The sequence below is a fragment of the Micromonospora sp. LZ34 genome (genome assembly GCF_052981855.1).
The window spans coordinates 87,475-104,730 of record NZ_JBRIQN010000019.1 but is presented as its reverse complement, the minus strand read 5'-3'; the positions used below and the strand labels follow the sequence as shown (position 1 = coordinate 104,730).

Annotated in this window: 21 protein-coding genes; 13 read left to right on the top strand and 8 right to left on the bottom strand. The window is 73.6% G+C overall.

Annotated features, from left to right (window positions below; translation table 11 throughout):
• The first annotated feature begins 344 nt into the window (after positions 1 to 344).
• Positions 345 to 1,334: a sigma-70 family RNA polymerase sigma factor gene (locus ACVCAH_RS20880; RefSeq protein ID WP_447137846.1), complete on the top strand. Its 990-nt coding sequence runs from the start codon at positions 345 to 347 to the stop codon at positions 1,332 to 1,334.
• A gap of 72 nt (positions 1,335 to 1,406) precedes the next feature.
• On the opposite strand, the gene ACVCAH_RS20875 is transcribed toward ACVCAH_RS20880, so the two are convergent.
• Entirely contained in the window at positions 1,407 to 2,381 is a 975-nt protein-coding gene (locus ACVCAH_RS20875) for an NlpC/P60 family protein (RefSeq protein ID WP_447137845.1), read from the bottom strand.
• A gap of 501 nt (positions 2,382 to 2,882) precedes the next feature.
• Between ACVCAH_RS20875 and ACVCAH_RS20870 the strand changes: the two genes are divergently transcribed.
• Positions 2,883 to 3,422 carry a DUF6232 family protein gene (locus tag ACVCAH_RS20870; RefSeq protein ID WP_447137844.1) on the top strand — a complete coding sequence of 180 codons (540 nt, stop codon included), beginning with the start codon at positions 2,883 to 2,885 and terminating at the stop codon, positions 3,420 to 3,422.
• Between the two features lie 33 nt (positions 3,423 to 3,455).
• Here the strand turns inward: ACVCAH_RS20870 and ACVCAH_RS20865 are convergent, their stop codons facing one another.
• Complete coding sequence (locus ACVCAH_RS20865) at positions 3,456 to 3,782, bottom strand: DUF3817 domain-containing protein (RefSeq protein ID WP_447137843.1); 327 nt, start codon at positions 3,780 to 3,782, stop codon at positions 3,456 to 3,458.
• Positions 3,783 to 3,807: 25 nt separating this feature from the next.
• Positions 3,808 to 4,215, bottom strand: a complete 408-nt coding sequence (locus ACVCAH_RS20860) for a hypothetical protein (RefSeq protein ID WP_447137842.1) — start codon at positions 4,213 to 4,215, stop codon at positions 3,808 to 3,810.
• A 130-nt stretch (positions 4,216 to 4,345) separates the two neighbouring features.
• Between ACVCAH_RS20860 and ACVCAH_RS20855 the strand changes: the two genes are divergently transcribed.
• The 3 genes from ACVCAH_RS20855 to ACVCAH_RS20845 are packed head-to-tail and all read left to right on the top strand — an operon-like array spanning position 4,346 to position 5,543.
• A complete protein-coding gene (locus ACVCAH_RS20855; RefSeq protein WP_447137841.1) occupies positions 4,346 to 4,669 on the top strand; it encodes a DUF6158 family protein in 324 nt (107 codons plus the stop codon).
• Positions 4,669 to 4,989, top strand: coding sequence for a hypothetical protein (locus ACVCAH_RS20850; RefSeq protein WP_447137840.1), 321 nt, complete (start codon positions 4,669 to 4,671; stop codon positions 4,987 to 4,989). The genes ACVCAH_RS20855 and ACVCAH_RS20850 overlap by 1 nt, the downstream gene beginning before the upstream one ends.
• A gap of 26 nt (positions 4,990 to 5,015) precedes the next feature.
• Entirely contained in the window at positions 5,016 to 5,543 is a 528-nt protein-coding gene (locus tag ACVCAH_RS20845) for a DUF1360 domain-containing protein (RefSeq protein ID WP_447137839.1), read from the top strand.
• Between the two features lie 65 nt (positions 5,544 to 5,608).
• Here ACVCAH_RS20845 and ACVCAH_RS20840 read toward each other — a convergent pair whose 3' ends face one another.
• The 3 genes from ACVCAH_RS20840 to ACVCAH_RS20830 all read right to left on the bottom strand — a co-directional run bounded on the left by ACVCAH_RS20840 (position 5,609) and on the right by ACVCAH_RS20830 (position 7,366).
• Complete coding sequence (locus ACVCAH_RS20840) at positions 5,609 to 5,818, bottom strand: hypothetical protein (protein WP_447137838.1); 210 nt, start codon at positions 5,816 to 5,818, stop codon at positions 5,609 to 5,611.
• Positions 5,819 to 5,852: 34 nt separating this feature from the next.
• Positions 5,853 to 6,089: a hypothetical protein gene (locus ACVCAH_RS20835; protein WP_447137878.1), complete on the bottom strand. Its 237-nt coding sequence runs from the start codon at positions 6,087 to 6,089 to the stop codon at positions 5,853 to 5,855.
• 179 nt (positions 6,090 to 6,268) lie between these two features.
• Positions 6,269 to 7,366, bottom strand: a complete 1,098-nt coding sequence (locus ACVCAH_RS20830) for a 3-deoxy-7-phosphoheptulonate synthase (RefSeq protein WP_447137837.1) — start codon at positions 7,364 to 7,366, stop codon at positions 6,269 to 6,271.
• A gap of 332 nt (positions 7,367 to 7,698) precedes the next feature.
• Between ACVCAH_RS20830 and ACVCAH_RS20825 the strand changes: the two genes are divergently transcribed.
• Positions 7,699 to 7,914, top strand: a complete 216-nt coding sequence (locus ACVCAH_RS20825; protein WP_447137836.1) for a hypothetical protein — start codon at positions 7,699 to 7,701, stop codon at positions 7,912 to 7,914.
• Here ACVCAH_RS20825 and ACVCAH_RS20820 read toward each other — a convergent pair.
• Complete coding sequence (locus ACVCAH_RS20820; protein WP_447137835.1) at positions 7,881 to 8,618, bottom strand: phosphodiesterase; 738 nt, start codon at positions 8,616 to 8,618, stop codon at positions 7,881 to 7,883. The genes ACVCAH_RS20825 and ACVCAH_RS20820 overlap by 34 nt on opposite strands.
• Before the next feature lie 116 nt (positions 8,619 to 8,734).
• Here ACVCAH_RS20820 and ACVCAH_RS20815 point away from each other — a divergent pair, with 116 nt between their 5' ends.
• The 4 genes from ACVCAH_RS20815 to ACVCAH_RS20800 all read left to right on the top strand — a co-directional run bounded on the left by ACVCAH_RS20815 (position 8,735) and on the right by ACVCAH_RS20800 (position 13,332).
• Complete coding sequence (locus ACVCAH_RS20815; protein ID WP_447137834.1) at positions 8,735 to 10,027, top strand: M16 family metallopeptidase; 1,293 nt, start codon at positions 8,735 to 8,737, stop codon at positions 10,025 to 10,027.
• The gene (locus ACVCAH_RS20810) at positions 10,024 to 11,370 is read left to right on the top strand and encodes a M16 family metallopeptidase (protein ID WP_447137833.1); all 1,347 of its coding nucleotides are present in this window, start codon (positions 10,024 to 10,026) and stop codon (positions 11,368 to 11,370) included. Before ACVCAH_RS20815 ends, ACVCAH_RS20810 begins: the two co-directional genes overlap by 4 nt.
• Before the next feature lie 442 nt (positions 11,371 to 11,812).
• Positions 11,813 to 12,838, top strand: a complete 1,026-nt coding sequence (locus tag ACVCAH_RS20805) for an aspartate-semialdehyde dehydrogenase (RefSeq protein ID WP_447137832.1) — start codon at positions 11,813 to 11,815, stop codon at positions 12,836 to 12,838.
• A gap of 53 nt (positions 12,839 to 12,891) precedes the next feature.
• The gene (locus tag ACVCAH_RS20800; protein WP_447137831.1) at positions 12,892 to 13,332 is read left to right on the top strand and encodes a PPOX class F420-dependent oxidoreductase; all 441 of its coding nucleotides are present in this window, start codon (positions 12,892 to 12,894) and stop codon (positions 13,330 to 13,332) included.
• Between the two features lie 4 nt (positions 13,333 to 13,336).
• On the opposite strand, the gene ACVCAH_RS20795 is transcribed toward ACVCAH_RS20800, so the two are convergent.
• Positions 13,337 to 13,918: a nucleotidyltransferase family protein gene (locus tag ACVCAH_RS20795; RefSeq protein ID WP_447137830.1), complete on the bottom strand. Its 582-nt coding sequence runs from the start codon at positions 13,916 to 13,918 to the stop codon at positions 13,337 to 13,339.
• 88 nt (positions 13,919 to 14,006) lie between these two features.
• Here ACVCAH_RS20795 and ACVCAH_RS20790 point away from each other — a divergent pair, with 88 nt between their 5' ends.
• The 3 genes from ACVCAH_RS20790 to ACVCAH_RS20780 all read left to right on the top strand — a co-directional run bounded on the left by ACVCAH_RS20790 (position 14,007) and on the right by ACVCAH_RS20780 (position 17,249).
• Positions 14,007 to 14,423, top strand: a complete 417-nt coding sequence (locus ACVCAH_RS20790; RefSeq protein ID WP_447137829.1) for a CBS domain-containing protein — start codon at positions 14,007 to 14,009, stop codon at positions 14,421 to 14,423.
• Positions 14,424 to 14,817: 394 nt separating this feature from the next.
• Positions 14,818 to 15,186 carry an SCP2 sterol-binding domain-containing protein gene (locus tag ACVCAH_RS20785; RefSeq protein ID WP_447137828.1) on the top strand — a complete coding sequence of 123 codons (369 nt, stop codon included), beginning with the start codon at positions 14,818 to 14,820 and terminating at the stop codon, positions 15,184 to 15,186.
• Positions 15,186 to 17,249, top strand: coding sequence for an amylo-alpha-1,6-glucosidase (locus ACVCAH_RS20780; protein WP_447137827.1), 2,064 nt, complete (start codon positions 15,186 to 15,188; stop codon positions 17,247 to 17,249). Before ACVCAH_RS20785 ends, ACVCAH_RS20780 begins: the two co-directional genes overlap by 1 nt.
• Positions 17,250 to 17,256: the final 7 nt, after the last annotated feature.

The window sequence follows — 17,256 nt, the reverse complement described above, 5'->3', positions numbered from 1 at the left end:
TCACCACGGGCGTGGATGAACCGACCCGGCCGCCCGCGCGTATGTGGCAGTGACCAGGATCGCAGCGCGGCGGTGACCCGGGTCGCTGTGCTCCCGGGCCGGGCGGTGTTGCCATGGACCGGGCGGATGGCGTCCGTCGATCCGCCGACCCGTGCGTGGTGCCCACCGATGAGCAGCCCGACGGGTGCTGACAGCAAACATGGACCGGGCTCTCAGCTGATTATCAGGCATTCGTGACACTTTCGACTCACGACATGGAATCCCCGACACGTCTCATCTGTTGTGTAGGTGTCAGCACCGGTGGGCACGGCGGAAGTTACGGGGGAGGGCTGATGGACGTGGGGATGGCAAGGAACCGGGCAACCGGCGCGAGCGAGGGGACCGTGGGCAACGTGGACAAGAACATCGGCATGCGAACCGACGAGGTCGCCGAGGAGCGGGACCTGGTCGGCGTCTACCTGCACGAGATCTCCCGGACGCCGCTGCTGGACGCCGCCAAGGAGGTCGAGCTCTCCAAGGCGATCGAGGCCGGCCTCTACGCCGAGCACCTGCTCGCCGAGGACCGCGTCCCGGCCGGCGTCGACCGGGACGAACTGGAGCGGCTGGTCGCCGAGGGTGAGCGGGCCAAGGACCTGTTCATCCGGGCGAACCTGCGACTGGTCGTGTCGATCGCCCGACGCTACGTGCGCTCCGGCATGCCCATGCTGGACCTGATCCAGGAGGGCAACACCGGCCTCGTCCGGGCGGTCGAGAAGTTCGACTACGAGCGGGGCTACAAGTTCTCCACCTACGCGACCTGGTGGATCCGCCAGGCGATCAGCCGGGCGATCGCCCAGCAGGAGCGCACCGTGCGACTGCCGGTGCACCTGGTCGAGGACGTCAACCGGATGCGCAACGTGGCCCGCCAGCTGACCCGTGAGCTGGGCAGCGACCCGGAGCCGGAGCAGATCGCGGCGGCCCTCGGGGTCACCGTCGAGCGGGTCAACGAGCTGGTCCGGTGGTCGCAGGACACCGTGTCGCTGGACACGCCGGTCGGCGACGACGGGGACACCAACCTCGGTGACCTGGTCGCCGACAGCGACGCCCCGTCGCCGGAGGAGATCGTCCTCACCGGCCTGGAGCGGCAGCGGATCGAGGGCCTGCTCAACCACCTCGACGACCGGTCGGCCGGCATCATGCGGGCCCGGTACGGGCTCGAGGACGGCCGGGAGCACTCGCTCACCGAGGTGGCCTCGCGGTTCTCGCTCTCCCGGGAGCGGATCCGCCAGCTGGAGATCCAGGCGCTCGGCCGGCTCCGCGAGCTGGCTCGCGCGGAGGGGCTGCAGGCGGCCTGAGCTGGTAGTAATGACGAGGAACGGCCGGCGTCCGATAGGGGGACGCCGGCCGTTCGTCTTCGTTGTCAGCGGTCAGCGGACCCGACCGTAGCCCTGGATGGGCATCAGGTTCATGCCCCGTTTGAGCACGTTGCGCCCGGCGCTGGGCGCGTCGATCACCTGGCCGCCGCCGACGTAGAGGCCCACGTGCCCGAGGCCGCTGTAGAACACGAGGTCGCCGGGGCGCAGCTCACTGCGGCTGATGTGCGCCACCACGCCCCACTGCATCCGGGTGTTGTGCGGCAGTGACTTGCCGGCCGCCCGCCAGGCGGCGGAGGTGAGGCCGGAGCAGTCGTACCCGTCCGGCCCGTCGGCGCCCCACCGGTACGGCTTGCCGAGCGCGCCGTAGGCGTAGCGGACCGCCACCCCGGCCCGGCCGGAGATGGCGGGGGCGTCGTTGGCGCTGTCCGGCCGCGCGGCGGGCGCCTCGGTGGCCCGGCCGTACGCCTGACGGCGCAGTTCGTAGAGGCCGGCCAGGTCCCGTTCGATGCGCTTCCGGCCGGCCGCCAGCTCGCGGGCCTGGGCCGCCTGCCGGCTGAGCGTGACGTCCAGCCGGGTCTTCTCGTCGAGCAGCGCGCGCTGGCTGGCGGTGAACCCGGCGATCCGCTCCTGCCGCTGCCGGGTGAGCTGATCGAGCGTGCCGAGCCGGTCCAGCAGCGTGCTGGCGGAGTCCGGTCGCAGCAGCGCGTCGGCGGTGCTCAGGTTGCCGCCGTTCTTGTACGCGGTCACGGCGAGCGCGCCGACGTCGGCCCGGCTCTGCTCGGCCTGCCGCTCCAGCGGCGCGATGCGCTCCTGCAGACCGGCCACAGCCGCCTGGTTCTCCTTCATCTGCTCCCGGAGCTTGTTGTGCGCCTCGACCACGTGCTCCAGCTCCGTCGAGGACTTCTCGATCCGCCGGGTCAGTTCCGCGGCGGACGGCTCGGCCCAGGCCGCCGTGGCCGGCGTGACCAGCGCGGCCGACAGCATCGCGACGGCCAGGCCGCGCAGCGTGTTTTTGAGGGACGACAAGAGCGGAAGGCTCCTCTCCCACCGGCCGCCGTGGGCTGCTGACGCCCCCGGGCGGCACCCGGGCCGGCGCCATCCGGATGGACGGCGGTCGACCGGGCCGGGCCCGCTCAACCTAACCCGGTGCAGGAGTGGCTCGCAGTGAAAGCCGGGGCGAATGTTGGCAAAGGGGCGGGAATGGCGGGCCGGTACCGTCACGGTCGGTGGGCGCCGCGTCGCTCCGCCGGGCGCGCGGCTGCCCGGCTTTTCGTCGTACGGGGGATCTGTCGGATTCGTCGTTCCAGGCGTATGCCGCCGGTTGCTGAAGCGCTATAACCGAAAAGACGGACTTGGATGGCTCTATCCGGCGGAGGGCGGGCCGGCGGAACAGCCGGGACGGCGAAAACGGCCGTCCGGGCTGGCGGGGCGGCAACACAATGAAGCGCGGAGCCGGGAATCCCGTCGGCGGGCATCGATGCCCGTACCGGCGGCGGCCGACCCGGCGCACAGCCGTGGGAGGTAGCCGTGAACCACGATGGCGCCACGACCCGACCGCCGCGACCGCCCCGACCCACCAAGGTGACCGCGGAGAAGAAGAACACCCTGCTATACGCCCGCCCCGGGATCATCGTCACCGTCGACCGGTTCACCGTCGGCCGCAACACCTGGCGGGTCGCCGAGCTGACCCACCTGCACACCACCCGCGGGCCGCACGACCGGGTGGCGGTACGCGCCGTCGCCGCCAGCGGTGCCGTGATCGCCGGCGTCGGGCTGCTGCTCGGCTTCACCGGCGGCCTGCAACGGCTCACCGCCGGGGCGTACCTCACCCTGGGTGTGGTGTTCCTGCTGCCGGTGCTGCTCGCCGCGGCGGGGGACCGGTGGCGGCCGCCGGCGTACGAGCTGTGGGGCTGGCACCGGGGCACCGAGCTGCTGCTGTTCAGCAGCGACGACGAGCGGCAGTTCGGCCAGGTGTCCCGGGCCCTGCGCCGGGCCCGGGAGATGAACCGCTACGGCGGCTGGGAGGAACCGCTCGCCTCGATGGACCCGTGGCGGCCGAGCCGGTGAACCGGCTCGCCACGGGCCCGTCGCGGGCGACGGTCAGCCGGCGACCGGCTCCGGCGTGCGCTCGGGGCGCGGGGTGACCCAGGCGGTGACCCGGCGCTCGGCGTAGAAGGAGACGAACGGCACGGTGCCGGCCAGCATCACGGCGAGCATCCGCTTCAGCGGCAGGTCGGCCCGGCGGGCCAGGTCGAACGCGGCCACCAGGTAGACCATGTAGAGGAAACCGTGTGCCGGGCCCACCGTCTCCACCACGACCGGGTTGTCGAACCCGTACTTCAGCGGCATGCCGATCACGACCAGCAGGATCAGCACCACGCCAACGATCCAGGCGATCACGCGGTACCGGGTAAGGGCTGCGCCCACCTTCGTCCGTCCTTCCGAGCCGGCCTCAGCCGGGGTAGTCACCGGGCCGGGCGCCCGGATTGGCGTTCAACCATTGCAGGTAGCGGTTGTAGGCGGCCAGGTCGGTGTCCTCGCCCTCGGCGTCGGCCGCCGGCGCCCGGGCGACCCGCACCGGTCGGCGTACGCCCAGACGGGCCGCGCCCCCGGACGGTGCCGGCGGCGTCCCGGGTTCGTCCGCGGCGGCCGGCCCGCGCAGGGCGTGCCGGACCTCGCGCCACCAGACGAACACAACGAAGCCCGCGAAGATCGGCCACTCGAAGGCGTAGGCCCAGCTCAACGCGTTACCCGCGGCGGCCCGGCCGATCTGCCACCAGCCCAGCGCCAGGAAGCCCACGACCAGCACGACCATGACCACGTGGCGCGCGATCCACGCCGGGGTCCAGAGCCGCTTCATGGCATCGAGGGTACCGGGGCCGGCCGCGTTCTCCGACGCGGTGTCGTAGTCCGTCCACGCCCGGGATGGTTTGGTGCGACCCGGTGTGGGCATCCGTCTAGACGCCAGCCCAAAACTCGACCAGGGGGGCGTGATGACCGGATCAGTACGACAGGACGAGTTCCCGAGCCCGGAGCAGCGGATGCCGGAGTGGGGCGGCGACCAGGTCCACGACATGGCCTCCACCGGCGTGGACGACGACGGCGACCTGCTCGGTGTCGACCCCGCCGAACTGGCCGACGAGGACCTGATCCGCGAGATGCACAGCCTGCACCGCACCCGGCTGGACACGCTCCGGCACGCGTCCGACTCGGCGCTCGCGCACCACCTGCGCCGCACCGCCGAGCTGGAGACCGAGTACCTCGCCCGGCATCCGGGGCGCGAGGTCGACCCGAGCCGGCTGCGGGACGAGTGATGGCGTCCGCCGAGCGCGGTGTCTCCGCCCCGCCCGAGGTGGTCTTCAGCACCGCGACCGATCCCGCCCGGGCGGCAGCGTGGCTGCCCGAGCCGCTGCGCGCCGACGGCACCCCCGCCGAGCACGCCAGCGCGGAGGAGCTGTCGGCCCGCTGGCGCGCCCCGGGCGACTGGAGCGCCGAACTCCGGGTGGACCCCGCCGACGCCGGCGGGGCCCGGGTCCACCTCGACCTGACCGGTGGCGCCGACGCCGACCGGCTGGCCGGTGAGGCCCTGGACAGCCTGGCCCGCGAGGTGGCCGACAACCTCCAGGCCGGCTGAGCCGGCGCGAGCACCGAGGAGATTGGGTGACCGACCTGAAGGACAAGGTGGCGCGGCTGCGCCAGGCGTACGCGCCGAACGAGTACCGCCCGCTGGGCGGCTACCTGGCGGCCATGGGCAGCTACGCCGGTGTGGCCGGGGCGATCGCCGGCCTGGTCCGGCTGACCGGCAGGCCGGTTCCCGAGCGCCCCGCCACCGCCGACGTGGTGCTGCTCTGCGTCGCCACGCACAAGCTCAGCCGGCTGCTGTCCAAGGACGCGGTGACCAGCCCCCTGCGCGCCCCGTTCACCCGCTACGACAAGCCGATCGGCAGCGGCGAGGTGATGGAGGAGGTGCGCGACTCCGGCAGCTCCACCCGGCACGCCATCGGCGAGCTGCTCAGCTGCCCGTTCTGCCTGGCGGTCTGGGTGGCCACCGGGCTCACCGGCGGGCTGGTGCTCGCCCCGCGGCTCACCCGGCTGGTCGCCACCGCGCTGACCGCGGTGGCCGCGTCGGACTTCCTCCAGATGGCGTACGCGGTGGCGCAGCAGGCCGCCGAGGGCGACGACGGCTGACGTCCCGAGCACGACGACAGCGGGGCCGGCGATCCGCCGGCCCCGCTGTCGCGTCGACCCGTCCGTCAGGTCGGGGTGGTCCCGTGGTCCTCGCCGGCCCAGCCCCGGGCCGCCTCCGGCTCCCGCTCGTCCTCGTCCGCGCCGGTGATCACCTCGCGGTCCACCGCGGTCTTGTCGTGCTCGTTGGCGAAGTCCGGCTCCGGCAGCGTGTCCACGCCCTCCGGGGGTTGGCCGAGCGCCGGGACCTTCTCGTGCTGCTCCTCGTGGTGGGACATCTCGCTCTCCTCTCGCGGGGGGATCGCCGGGACCTCAGGTGACCGACCCGCCGAGCAGATCCGCCGCCTCGTCCACCGCGTACTCGCCCTCGGGCAGCGCGGCGATCCGGGTGAGCAGTTGCGCGGGGAGTTCCGCGGCGACCGCCCGGCGGTAGATGGTCGCCTGGGTGATCCGCTCCTGGCCGTGGTAGAGGTCCTCGAGCAGGTCGTCGAGCCGCCGGATGTCCGGCTCGTCGCTGACGGACGCGTCGGCCACCGGCGCGTCGGCCACGGAGGTGTCGGCCACGGGTGTGTCGGTCACGGGTACGTCCTCGGTCACCCCGCCCAGCTACCCGCGCCCGAATCGGTCAAACCCACCCCACCCCCTCCCGCCTACCCGTTGATCATGAGGCTGCGGCACTTCTGGAGATCGATTTCGCCGGCAACCTCACGATCAACGGGGGCAGAGCGTCAGGCGGGGGTGGGGGCGGGGGTGCGGCGGCGGGTGCGGACGGCGGCGGCGAGGTGGTCGAGGACCTCGTCGGTGGTGTCCCAGCCGATGCAGGCGTCGGTGACCGACTGGCCGTAGGTCAGCTCGCGGGTGGGGTCGAGGTCCTGCCGGCCGGGGAGCAGGAAGCTCTCCAGCATGATCCCGACAATGCCGCGCTGCCCGGCGGCGAGTTGGCCGGCCACGTCCGCGGCCACCTTCGGCTGGTTGCGGTGGTCCTTGCCGCTGTTGGCGTGGCTGGCGTCCACCACCACCCGCTCGGGCAGCCCGGCCGCCCGGAGCAGCTCCAGCGCCCCGGCCACCGACTCCGCGTCGTAGTTGGGCCGGCCGCCGCCACCGCGCAGCACCAGGTGCCCGTCGGCGTTCCCCCGGGTGTGCATGATCGCCGGCGTGCCGGAGACGTCGATGCCGGGGAAGACGTGCGGAACCCCGGCGGCGCGGATCGCGTCCACGGCGGTGCCGATGCTGCCGTCCGGCCGGTTCTTCATCCCGATCGGCATCGACAGCCCGGAGGCGAGCTGCCGGTGCACCTGGCTCTCCACCGTGCGGGCACCGATCGCGCCCCAGGCCACCGTGTCGGCGATGTACTGCGGGGTGATCGGGTCGAGGAACTCGCAGCCCACCGGCAGGCCCAGCCGCAGCACGTCGAGCAGCAGCGCCCGGGCGGTACGCAGACCGGCGTTGACGTCACCCGAGCCGTCCAGCCCCGGATCGTTGATCAGGCCCTTCCAACCCACCGTGGAGCGCGGCTTCTCGAAGTAGACGCGCATCACCACGAGCAGGTCGTCGGCGAGGCGGTCGGCGGCGGCGCGGAGCCGGTGGGCGTACTCCAGGGCGGCGGCCGGGTCGTGCACCGAGCAGGGGCCGACCACCACCAGCAGGCGGTCGTCCGCTCGGTCCAGCACCCGGCCCACCGCGCGCCGGCCGGACAGCACGGCCGAGGCGAGCGCGTCGTCCAGGGGCAGCTCGTGGTGGAGCAGGGCCGGAGTGGTCAACGGCACGACGCGGTCGATCCGTTGGTCGCTGACCCGATCGGTCTCCGGGGTCGTCACGGTGGGCATCCTTCCGCCGACCGTGCCCGGGGCCGGTGCCCGGGTCGAGCCGGCTGCTCGCATGCGAAAGGGCAGGAACTTCACGCTCCTGCCCGGCCGGCTCGTTGCTGCGGTGACGTCAGATCATGGTGAAGTCACCGGCTGGCGAGCCGGCTGCCTAAACCATCGATACGAACGCGTCACGCCGGCAAGCGTACCCGACGCGGCGGCGGGGCTCACCGCTCGTCGCGGAGGTTCACCGGCCGGAGCGCGCCGGAGCCGACCCCGGGGCACCGACCCGGCCGCCGCGCGGCGGAGGTGTCCCGGGCGTGCCCGGCACGCGCCCCGGGTATGGGACCGGCATGACGCACGAGCAGAGCGACCAGGAACGGGTGGAGTCCCGCGCGCACCTGCTGCCGGAGGAGGCGGCGGTCGGCAGCGACGATCCGGTGGCGCAGGCGGACGCCGTCCTCGACGAGTCGGACATCCGGGAGGAGGACCGCAACGCCGCCCCGGACACCTTCCTGGAACGGCGGACGTCGGATCAGACGGTGACCCCGAGCGAGCCGCCGGACTGAACCCGGGCGCCCCGGGCCCGCCGCGAGCCCCGGTAGGTGTGCTCGCGTACCCAGGCGAGCGGGCCCCGCGCCCGCAGCCCGGCCGGCAGGTTGCCGATCGGGTCGAAGGCCAGCGCGGCGTCCTCCCGGGCGCCGAGCTGGTCGCCGAGGGCGACCTGACCGATCGGCCGCCACGGCCCCACCGCCGACGCGATCGCCAGCACCAGGCGGGGCGCGTCCGCCCGGGTCGCCGCGGCCACCTCGGCCAGGCTCCGGCCCAGGTCGACGGAGTCCGGGTCGGACAGCGCGGCCAGCCAGAGCCGGCGCCGGCCCACCCGGTAGGACATGATCGAGCTGTACGTCCCGGCGAACCGGCGGCGCGGCAGCGGCAGGTGGCGCAGCACCGGCGCCGCGCAGCTGGAGCTGGCCAGCAGGTCGAACGGGCGCTCCCCGCCCCGGTGCATCCGTACCGCCACGCCCAGCACGTCCGGCCAGCCCTCCGGCGTGGGCACGCCCCTAGAGAGCCGGACGGTGGCCGGGTAACGGCCGGGCCGGTCGAACATGCCGACTCCGGTCGGCGGCCCGGCCACGCCCCAGATGGTCACCTCGCCGGTGAACGAGCGGCCGAGCGGGTGCAGCAGGCGGGCGCGGCGCAGCCGGGTCAGGGCGGCGGTGGCCCGTTCCAGGACGGCACCGGCCCGGTCGGTACCGGTCGAGAGGGACATGTCCTCCCCGGTACCCGGCCGCCCCCGGTCGATGCCTCGCGGCCCGGTGTCCGGCCCCCCGCCGGTCGCCGGCGGCGCGTCACCGTTCCGTCCGCGAGATCGGATAGCGTCGTGCCATGCCCGACAGCGGTTACCCCTGGCCCATCGAGACGACCCGACTGGAGAACGGCCTGCGCGTGGTGGTGAGCGAGGATCGCACCGCCCCCGCGGTCGCGGTGAACCTCTGGTACGACGTCGGCTCACGGCACGAACCGGAGGGGCAGACGGGCTTCGCCCACCTCTTCGAGCACCTGATGTTCGAGGGCTCGGTCAACGTGGCCAAGACCGAGCACATGAAGCTGGTGCAGGGCGCGGGCGGCTCGCTGAACGCCACCACCAACCCGGACCGCACCAACTACTTCGAGACGGTCCCGGCCGAACACCTGGAACTGGCGCTCTGGCTGGAGGCCGACCGGATGGGCGGGCTGGTGCCGGCGCTGACCCAGGACACCCTGGACAACCAGCGCGACGTGGTGAAGAACGAGCGGCGGCAACGCTACGAGAACGTCCCGTACGGCGACGCCTGGCTGCGGCTGCTGCCGCTGCTCTACCCGCCCGGCCACCCCTACCACCACGCCACGATCGGCTCGATGGCCGACCTGAACGCCGCCGACCTGGCCATCTTCCAGGCGTTCCACCAGACCTACTACGCGCCGAACAACGCGGTGCTCACCGTCGTCGGCGACGCCTCCGCCGCGGAGGTCTTCGCGCTGGCCGACAAGTACTTCGGCGCGATCCCGGCCCGGGCCGACATCCCGGCCGCACCGGACGGTCAGGTCGTCCCGGCGACCGGCCGGCCGGCCGTGGAGACGGTCACCGGCGACGTGCCCGCGCCCCGGGTCTACGTGGCGCACCGCACCTACCCCTTCGGCAGCCCCGGCTACGACGTGCTCACCGTGCTGGCCGCCATCCTCGGCAGCGGCCGGGGCAGCCGGCTCTACCAGCGGCTCGCCGACGGCGAGCGGATCGCGCAGCCGGACCTGGTCGGGGCGTACGGGGTGGACCTGGCGCACGCCCCGGCGCCGCTGATCGCCACCGCGACCGCCCGCCCCGGGGTGACCGGCGAACGGCTGGCCGCCGGCCTGGCCGAGGTGGTCGACGAACTGGCCACCGTGCCGGTCACCGCCACCGAGCTGGACCGGGCGAAGTCGCTGCTGACCACCGCCTGGTGGCGGCAGATGTCCACGGTGGACGGCCGGGCGGACACGCTGGGCCGCTACGCCACCCAGTTCGGCGACCCGGCGAAGGCCGCGGAGCGGCTGCCGGCGTGGCTCGCGGTGACCGCCGAGCAGGTCGCCGAGGCGGCCGCCGAGGTGCTCGGCGCCGCCGACCGGGCGACTCTGACCTACCTGCCGGAGGAGACGTCATGACGCTGATCACCCACCGTCCCGGCCCGGGCGCCGCCCGCCCGTACCGGTTCCCGCCGGTGGTCCGCCGCGCGGTGGCCGGCGGTCAGGTCGTCGCCGCGCACCTGCCCGGGCAGAACCTCGCCGTCGCGCTGCTGCTGCTCGACGCGGGTGCCGCCCGCGAGCCGACCGGCAAGGAGGGGCTCGCCGGGGTGCTGGCCAAGGCCCTGGAGGAGGGCACCGCGCAGCGGGACGCGACGGCGTACGCGCTGGCGATCGAGGCCCTCGGCACCGAGCTGGTGACCGGGCTGGACTGGGACTCGTTCCAGGTCAGCGTGCAGGTGCCGGTGGACCGGCTGGGTGCCGCCGTGGAACTGCTCGCCGAGGCGGTGCGTACGCCCCGGCTCGACCCGACCGACGTGCGCCGGGTCCGCGACGACGAGGCGACCGCGCTGCGGATGGACTGGGCCAACCCGGGCCCCCGGGCCGACGCGGCGCTGCGCGCCGACCTGTTCGGCGCGGAGAACCGCTGGGGCCGCCCGATGTACGGCGACCCGAACTCGGTGGCCGCGCTCGACGCGGAGGACGTCACGGTCTTCCACTCCGAGTGGTTCATCCGGCCCGGCACGCTGATCGTGGTCGGCGACCTGGACCGGCTCGACCTGGACGCGCTCGGCGCGGCGGCGTTCGCCGGCACCGGCGGCGGCCCGATCGACCGGGGCGGCCCGATCGCGGTGCCCACCCGCGCCGGCCGGCGGATCATCCTGGTGGACCGGCCCGGCTCGGTGCAGTCCACGCTGCGGCTGGGGCACCCGTCCCCGCACCGCGCCCACCCCGACCACGTGCCGATGACGCTGGCCGGCACCGTGCTCGGCGGGGCCTTCACCTCCCGGCTCAACCACCTGATCCGCGAGGTGCGCGGCTACACGTACGGCATCCGCGGCGACTTCGCCTCGTCCCGCCGGTTCGGCCGGTTCGCGGTCAGCTCCGGCGTGCAGACCGCGGTGACCGCGCCGGCGCTGGTCGAGGCGGTCGGCGAGATCACCCGTACCCAGGCCGGCGGGGTGACCGAGGACGAGCTGGCGGTGGCCCGGTCCTGGCGGGCCGGCCAGCTCTCCGTCGAGCTGCAGAGCCCGCGGGCGATCGCCTCCGCGCTGACCACGCTGGTGGTGCACGACCTGCCGGACGACTACCACGCCCGGCTGCGGGAGTCGCTGCTCGCCGCGGAGGTCGACCAGGTCTCCGGTGCGGCCGCGGCACACCTGCACCCGGAGTCGCTCACCCTGGTCGTGGAGGGGGACGCCGCGCTGATCCGGGACGACCTGGCGGCCACCGGCCTCGGCGAGATCGTCGACGCCGCACCCTGACGGCTGCATGCGCCTGACCCCACCCGGATCGCCCGCGGTGGTCCGGGTGGGGTGTGGCCCGCCGTGCCCGGCTCCGGGCGGTCAGGCTTGATCCCTGCGCCGGTCACGGCGGGCCACCCTTCCGTCGTGGGCCCGGTCCGCTCGGGCGTGCGGCGTTCGCGTCCTCGGCGGGCGGTCGGGTGTGTGATGTGGGTCGCGCTCGGGTGGGGGCGGGGGTGTGGGCGTTCCGGGCTCGGTGCCGAGGGCCGGGGGTGGCGATGCTGCGGTGGGGGGGCGGCGGTGGCCCGCGAATCTTCCGGGGCGGAGCGTGGACGGGCGGCGTCGTTGCGGCGGGCGTACGCTCCCGGTCCGTCGGTCGGCGCCGCCCGGCCGGGGGTGGCGTCGGCCCGGGCGGTGGGAAAGCGTTCCCGATCCCGGGGCCGGGCTGGGTAGCCTCGCGGGCATGAGGATCGGCATTGTGGGGGCCACCGGCCAGGTCGGTGGCGTGATGCGGCAGGTGCTGGGCGAGCGGGAGTTCCCGGCGGAGCAGGTGCGGTTGTTCGCCTCGTCCCGGTCGGCCGGGCGTACGCTGCCGTGGCGCGACGGCGAGATCACCGTGGAGGACGCGGCCACCGCCGACTACGCCGGCCTGGACATCGTGCTCTTCTCGGCCGGCAAGGGCACCGCCAAGGACCTCGCCCCCCGGGTCGCCGCCGCCGGCGCGGTCGTGATCGACAACTCCTCCGCGTTCCGGATGGACCCGGAGGTGCCGCTGGTCGTCGCCGAGGTCAACCCGCACGCCGCCGCCGTACGCCCGAAGGGCATCATCGCCAACCCGAACTGCACCACGATGGCGGCGATGCCGGTGCTGCGCCCGCTGCACGAGGAGGCGGAGCTGGTCAGCCTGGTCGTCTCGACGTACCAGGCGGTCTCCGGCGCCGGCCTGGCCGGCGTGGCCGAGCTGGACGAGCAGGTCCGCAAGGTCGCCGAGCACGCCAGCGGTCTCACCTTCGACGGGGCCGCCGTGGAGTTCCCGGCCCCGCGCTCCTTCACCCAGCCGATCGCGTTCAACGTGCTCCCGCTCGCCGGCTCGGTCGTCGACGACGGCTCCGAGGAGACCGACGAGGAGCAGAAGCTGCGCAACGAGAGCCGCAAGATCCTGGACATCCCCGGGCTGAAGGTCTCCGGCACCTGCGTCCGGGTGCCCGTCTTCACCGGCCACTCGCTCCAGGTCAACGCCCGCTTCGCGCGGCCGATCACCCCCCAGCGGGCCCGCGAGCTGCTCGCCGGCGCGCCCGGCGTGGCGCTGAACGACGTGCCCACCCCGCTGCAGGCCGCCGGTCAGGATCCGACCTACGTGGGGCGGATCCGGGCCGACGAGACCGTCGAGCACGGCCTCGCGCTGTTCTGCTCCAACGACAACCTGCGCAAGGGCGCCGCGCTCAACGCCGTGCAGATCGCCGAACTGGTGGTCGCCGAGTTGCGCTGACCCGCCGCGGTGCTGGAATGAAAGCGGCGGGACAGCGCGACGAGGAGGATGCCGTGCCGGACGACCGGACCCAGCGGGCCTTGACCGACCTGATCGCCGGGCGGTGGATGGGGGTGCTGGCCACCGTCCGGCGGGACGGCCGGCCACAGCTGTCCACCGTGGTCTACGCCTACGACCGGGAGCGCGATCTCATCCGGGTCTCGGTGACCGACGACCGGGCGAAGACCGCCAACCTCCGCCGGGACCCGCGGGCCAGCTTCCACGTCGGCAGCGACGACGGCTGGGCGTACGCGGTGGCGGACGCGCGCGCCGAGCTGAGCCCGGTCGCCGCGGATCCGAACGACGCCACGGTCGAGGAACTGGTCGGGCTCTACCGGTCGATCCAGGGCGAACACCCGGACTGGGACGACTACCGGCGGGCGATGGTCGCCGAACGGCGGCTGGTGCTGCGCCTGCACGTCGAGCGCGTCTACGGCGCACCGCCGCGCGGCTGACCCGTCAGCCGGGGCCGATCACCGTGACGCCGGGCCAGCGCTGGGCGGGGCGGTGCCGGGCCAGCCGCTGCCGGGACCGGGCCACGTCCACCCGGGCCGGGTTGTGCCGCCAGATGCCGCCGAGCAGGTCGGCCAGCCCGTACGGGGCGCAGACCTCGATCCGGTCGGCGGCGTCGAGGCGTACCGCCACGGCGGTGGCGTACTCGGGCCAGGTGGCCACCGCCTCGGCCACGCTCCGGTAGGGCGCGATCGGCTCGCCGCCGAACTTGTCCGCGTACCAGGTGTGCACGGCGGCCTGGTTGCGCGCCTCCCAGGGCGGTTCGGCCCACGCCGCCGCCAGCCGGGCGGTGGCCCGGTGGTCGTTGGCGCGGGTCAGGTCGCCGGGGTCGAAGAAGACCACGTCGACGTCCCGCACCGCGCCGGGATCGAACCCGTCCCCGTAGCGCTCGCCCCAGACCAGGTCGCGCAACGTCCCCGCACCGATCCAGGCGTCCGGCAGCCCCGAGTCGCGCACCACGGCCAGTGCCCGCAGCACCCACGGACTGCGCCGGACCAGCCCGGCCAGCTCGTGCTCGTCCCCGCTCACGCCGCCACGCTAGCGCGGCGCGAGAGCGGGGCGTTACCCCGGCGGGGCGGCGGGTAGACGGCCGGTGCCGAACCGAGAGGGGAGCACCATGACAACGGTCGGAGAGTTCATGACGACCCGGTTGGTGACGATGGACGGCAACGACACGCTCACCGCGGCCGCGCAGGAGATGCGCGACAGCGCCATCGGCGACGTGGTGGTGACCGACGGTGACAACGTGGTCGGTATCGTTACGGACCGGGACATCACGGTCCGGGGCGTGGCCGAGAACCTGGACCCGAACACCACCGCGCTCAACCGGATCACCAGCAAGGACGTGGTGACGGTGAGCCAGTACGACGACGCGGTGGCCGCCGCGGACCTGATGCGGACCTACGCCGTCCGCCGGTTGCCGGTCGTCGACGACGGGCGCCTGGTCGGGCTGGTGTCCATGGGGGACCTCGCGGTCGAACGGGAGCCCCAGTCGGTGCTCGCCGACATCAGCGCCGAAGACCCGAACAACTGACCTGTCCGCCGCGGCACGCCGGTTCCCCACCCGGGGGCCGGCGTCGCGGCGCTCCGGCCCGCCCGTCGTGCCGACGCGGCGCGGCGGCGGGGCGGGTGAGCACCCGGGGCGGGTGAGCACCCGGGGGCGGCGCCGCGGTCGTCCAGTGGCCAGATCACTCCCGGCTGACCTCGGGTCCGCCTTTCGCCATCCGACCTCCCGCACTGCGTCCGGCTTCTCCGGAGGCCACTGGGCGGCCGCGACAACCGGTCGTCGGCTCACCCGATCCGGGCGAGGTTGACGCCGCCCCGGCCGGGGACCCGTGCACGGATGCCGAACGTCGGCAGGTGGGACGTACGTGACACACGCCCGCCGGGCCGGCGGGCGGGGACCGACCGACGGGGGGAGAGGACCGGTGGACGCGACCACGAGGTTCTTCGAGGAGCTCGACCGGCGGGGCTTCGAACCTGTGCTGGCGAAGACCACGGGAACCCTGCGCTTCGACCTGCACGAGGGGGCGCAGACCACGCACTGGCTGCTGCGGATGGACCGGGGCCGGATCGAGGTGAGCCAGGAGGACGCCGAGGCGGACACCGTCATCGGGACCACCCCGGCGCTCTTCGAGGACCTGGCCACCGGACGGGAGAACGGGATCGCGGCGCTGTTCCGGGGGGACATGACGGTGACCGGCGACGCCCGGCTCGTGGTGCAGGTCGAGCGGCTCTTCCCGAGCCCGCCGGACAGCCGCGGGCCACGCCGGCGCTTCGAGAGGGGGACGCACTGATGGGGCAGAGCAACACCATCCGGATCCTGGACGGCAACACCTTCGTGGTCTCCGAGGACACCGGGGACATCGAGGCGACGCCGACCGAGCCGACCGGACTCTTCTCCCTCGACATGCGCTACCTGTCCACCTGGGTGCTGACCATCAACGGGGAGCGGCTCAACTCCCTCTCCTACGACGACCTCCAGTACTACGAGGCCCGGTTCTTCCTGGTACCGGGGATGGCGACGCACTACATCGACGCGAAGCTGTCGGTCATCCGGGAACGCGCGATCGGCGGCAGCTTCCGCGAACAGATCACCATCCTCAACCACGACGAGAAGCCGGTCGACCTGGAGATCCGGATGGAGGCGGCGGCCGACTTCGCCGACCTGTTCCAGGTCAAGGACGAGATCCTGAACAAGAAGGGTGAGCTCTACTCGGAGGCCGAGGCGAACTGCCTGCGGCTCGGCTACCGCCGGGGCAACTTCCGGCGGGAGACGCGCATCTCCTCGTCCGCCCCGGCCCGCTACGACCGGCAGGGCTTCGCGTACACCATCCACCTGGAGCCCAACGAGCAGTGGGGCACCTCGATCATGGTGCACACCCTGGCGATCGGGCCGGGCGGCCGGGACCTGCGGATGGGGCTGCGTGCCCACGGCACCGAGCGGCTCGCCCTCCAGCACGACCTCGAGAAGTGGATCGCCGAAGCGCCCAAGGTGAACAGCCAGCACGGCCGGCTCGCCTCGACCTACCGGCGGAGCCTGATCGACCTGGCGGCGCTGCGCTTCTCGCCGATCTCCCTCGGCGGGGCGGCGCTGCCGGCGGCCGGTCTGCCCTGGTTCATGACCATGTTCGGCCGGGACAGCATCCTCACCTGCTTGCAGACCCTGCCCTTCACGCCGCAGCTGTCCAAGACCACGCTGCGGATCCTGGGCGCGTTGCAGGGCACCCGGTTCGACGACTTCCGCGACGAGGACCCGGGGCGGATCCTGCACGAGATGCGCTACGGCGAGACCGCGGCCTTCGAGGAGCAGCCGCACACGCCGTACTACGGCTCGGTGGACGCCACCCCGCTGTTCGTGGTGCTGCTCGACGAGTACGAGAAGTGGACCGGCGACGTCGCGCTGGTCAAGGAGTTGGAGCGGGAGTCGCGGGCCGCGTTGAAGTGGGTCGACGACTACGCCGACCTGGTCGGCAACGGCTACATCTGGTACGAGCGGCGCAACAGCGACACCGGCCTGGAGAACCAGTGCTGGAAGGACTCCTGGGACTCGGTCTCCTACCGGGACGGCAAGCTGCCTCCGTTCCCCCGGGCCACCTGCGAGGTGCAGGGGTACGCGTACGACGCGAAGATGCGCGCCGCCCGGCTGGCCCGCGAGTTCTGGGGCGACCCCGACTACGCCGACCAGTTGGAGCGGGAGGCGGCCCAGTTGAAGGAGCGGTTCAACCGCGACTACTGGGTGGAGGACGGCGAGTACTACGCGCTGGCCCTCGACCCGGACGGCCGCCAGTGCGACGTGCTCAGCTCCAACGTCGGGCACCTGCTGTGGAGCGGCATCGTCGACCACGACCGGGCCGAGAAGATCGCCCACCATCTGGTCGGTCCCCGGCTCTTCTCCGGCTGGGGGGTGCGGACGCTCGCCGAGGGGGAGGTCCGCTACAACCCGATCGGCTACCACAACGGCACCATCTGGCCGTTCGACAACTCGTTCATCGCCTGGGGGCTGCGCCGGTACGGCTTCGCGGAGGAGGCGGCGACCATCGCCAGCGGCATCCTGGACGCGGCGACCTACTTCCAGGGCCGGCTGCCGGAGGCGTTCGGCGGCTACCCGCGCGAGCTGACGAAGTTCCCGGTGGAGTACCCCACCGCGTGCAGCCCGCAGGCGTGGTCGACCGGCACGCCGATGCTGCTGCTGCGCACCATGCTCGGCCTGGAGCCGCACGAGGGTCACCTGGCGGTGGAGCCGCGGCTGCCGATCGGGATGGGCCGCATCGAGGTGCTGGACATCCCGGGCCGGTGGGGCCGGGTGGACGCGTTCGCCCGCGGCCGGCTCGAGATCGAGGAGCCGGCGGCCGGCTGACCGGATC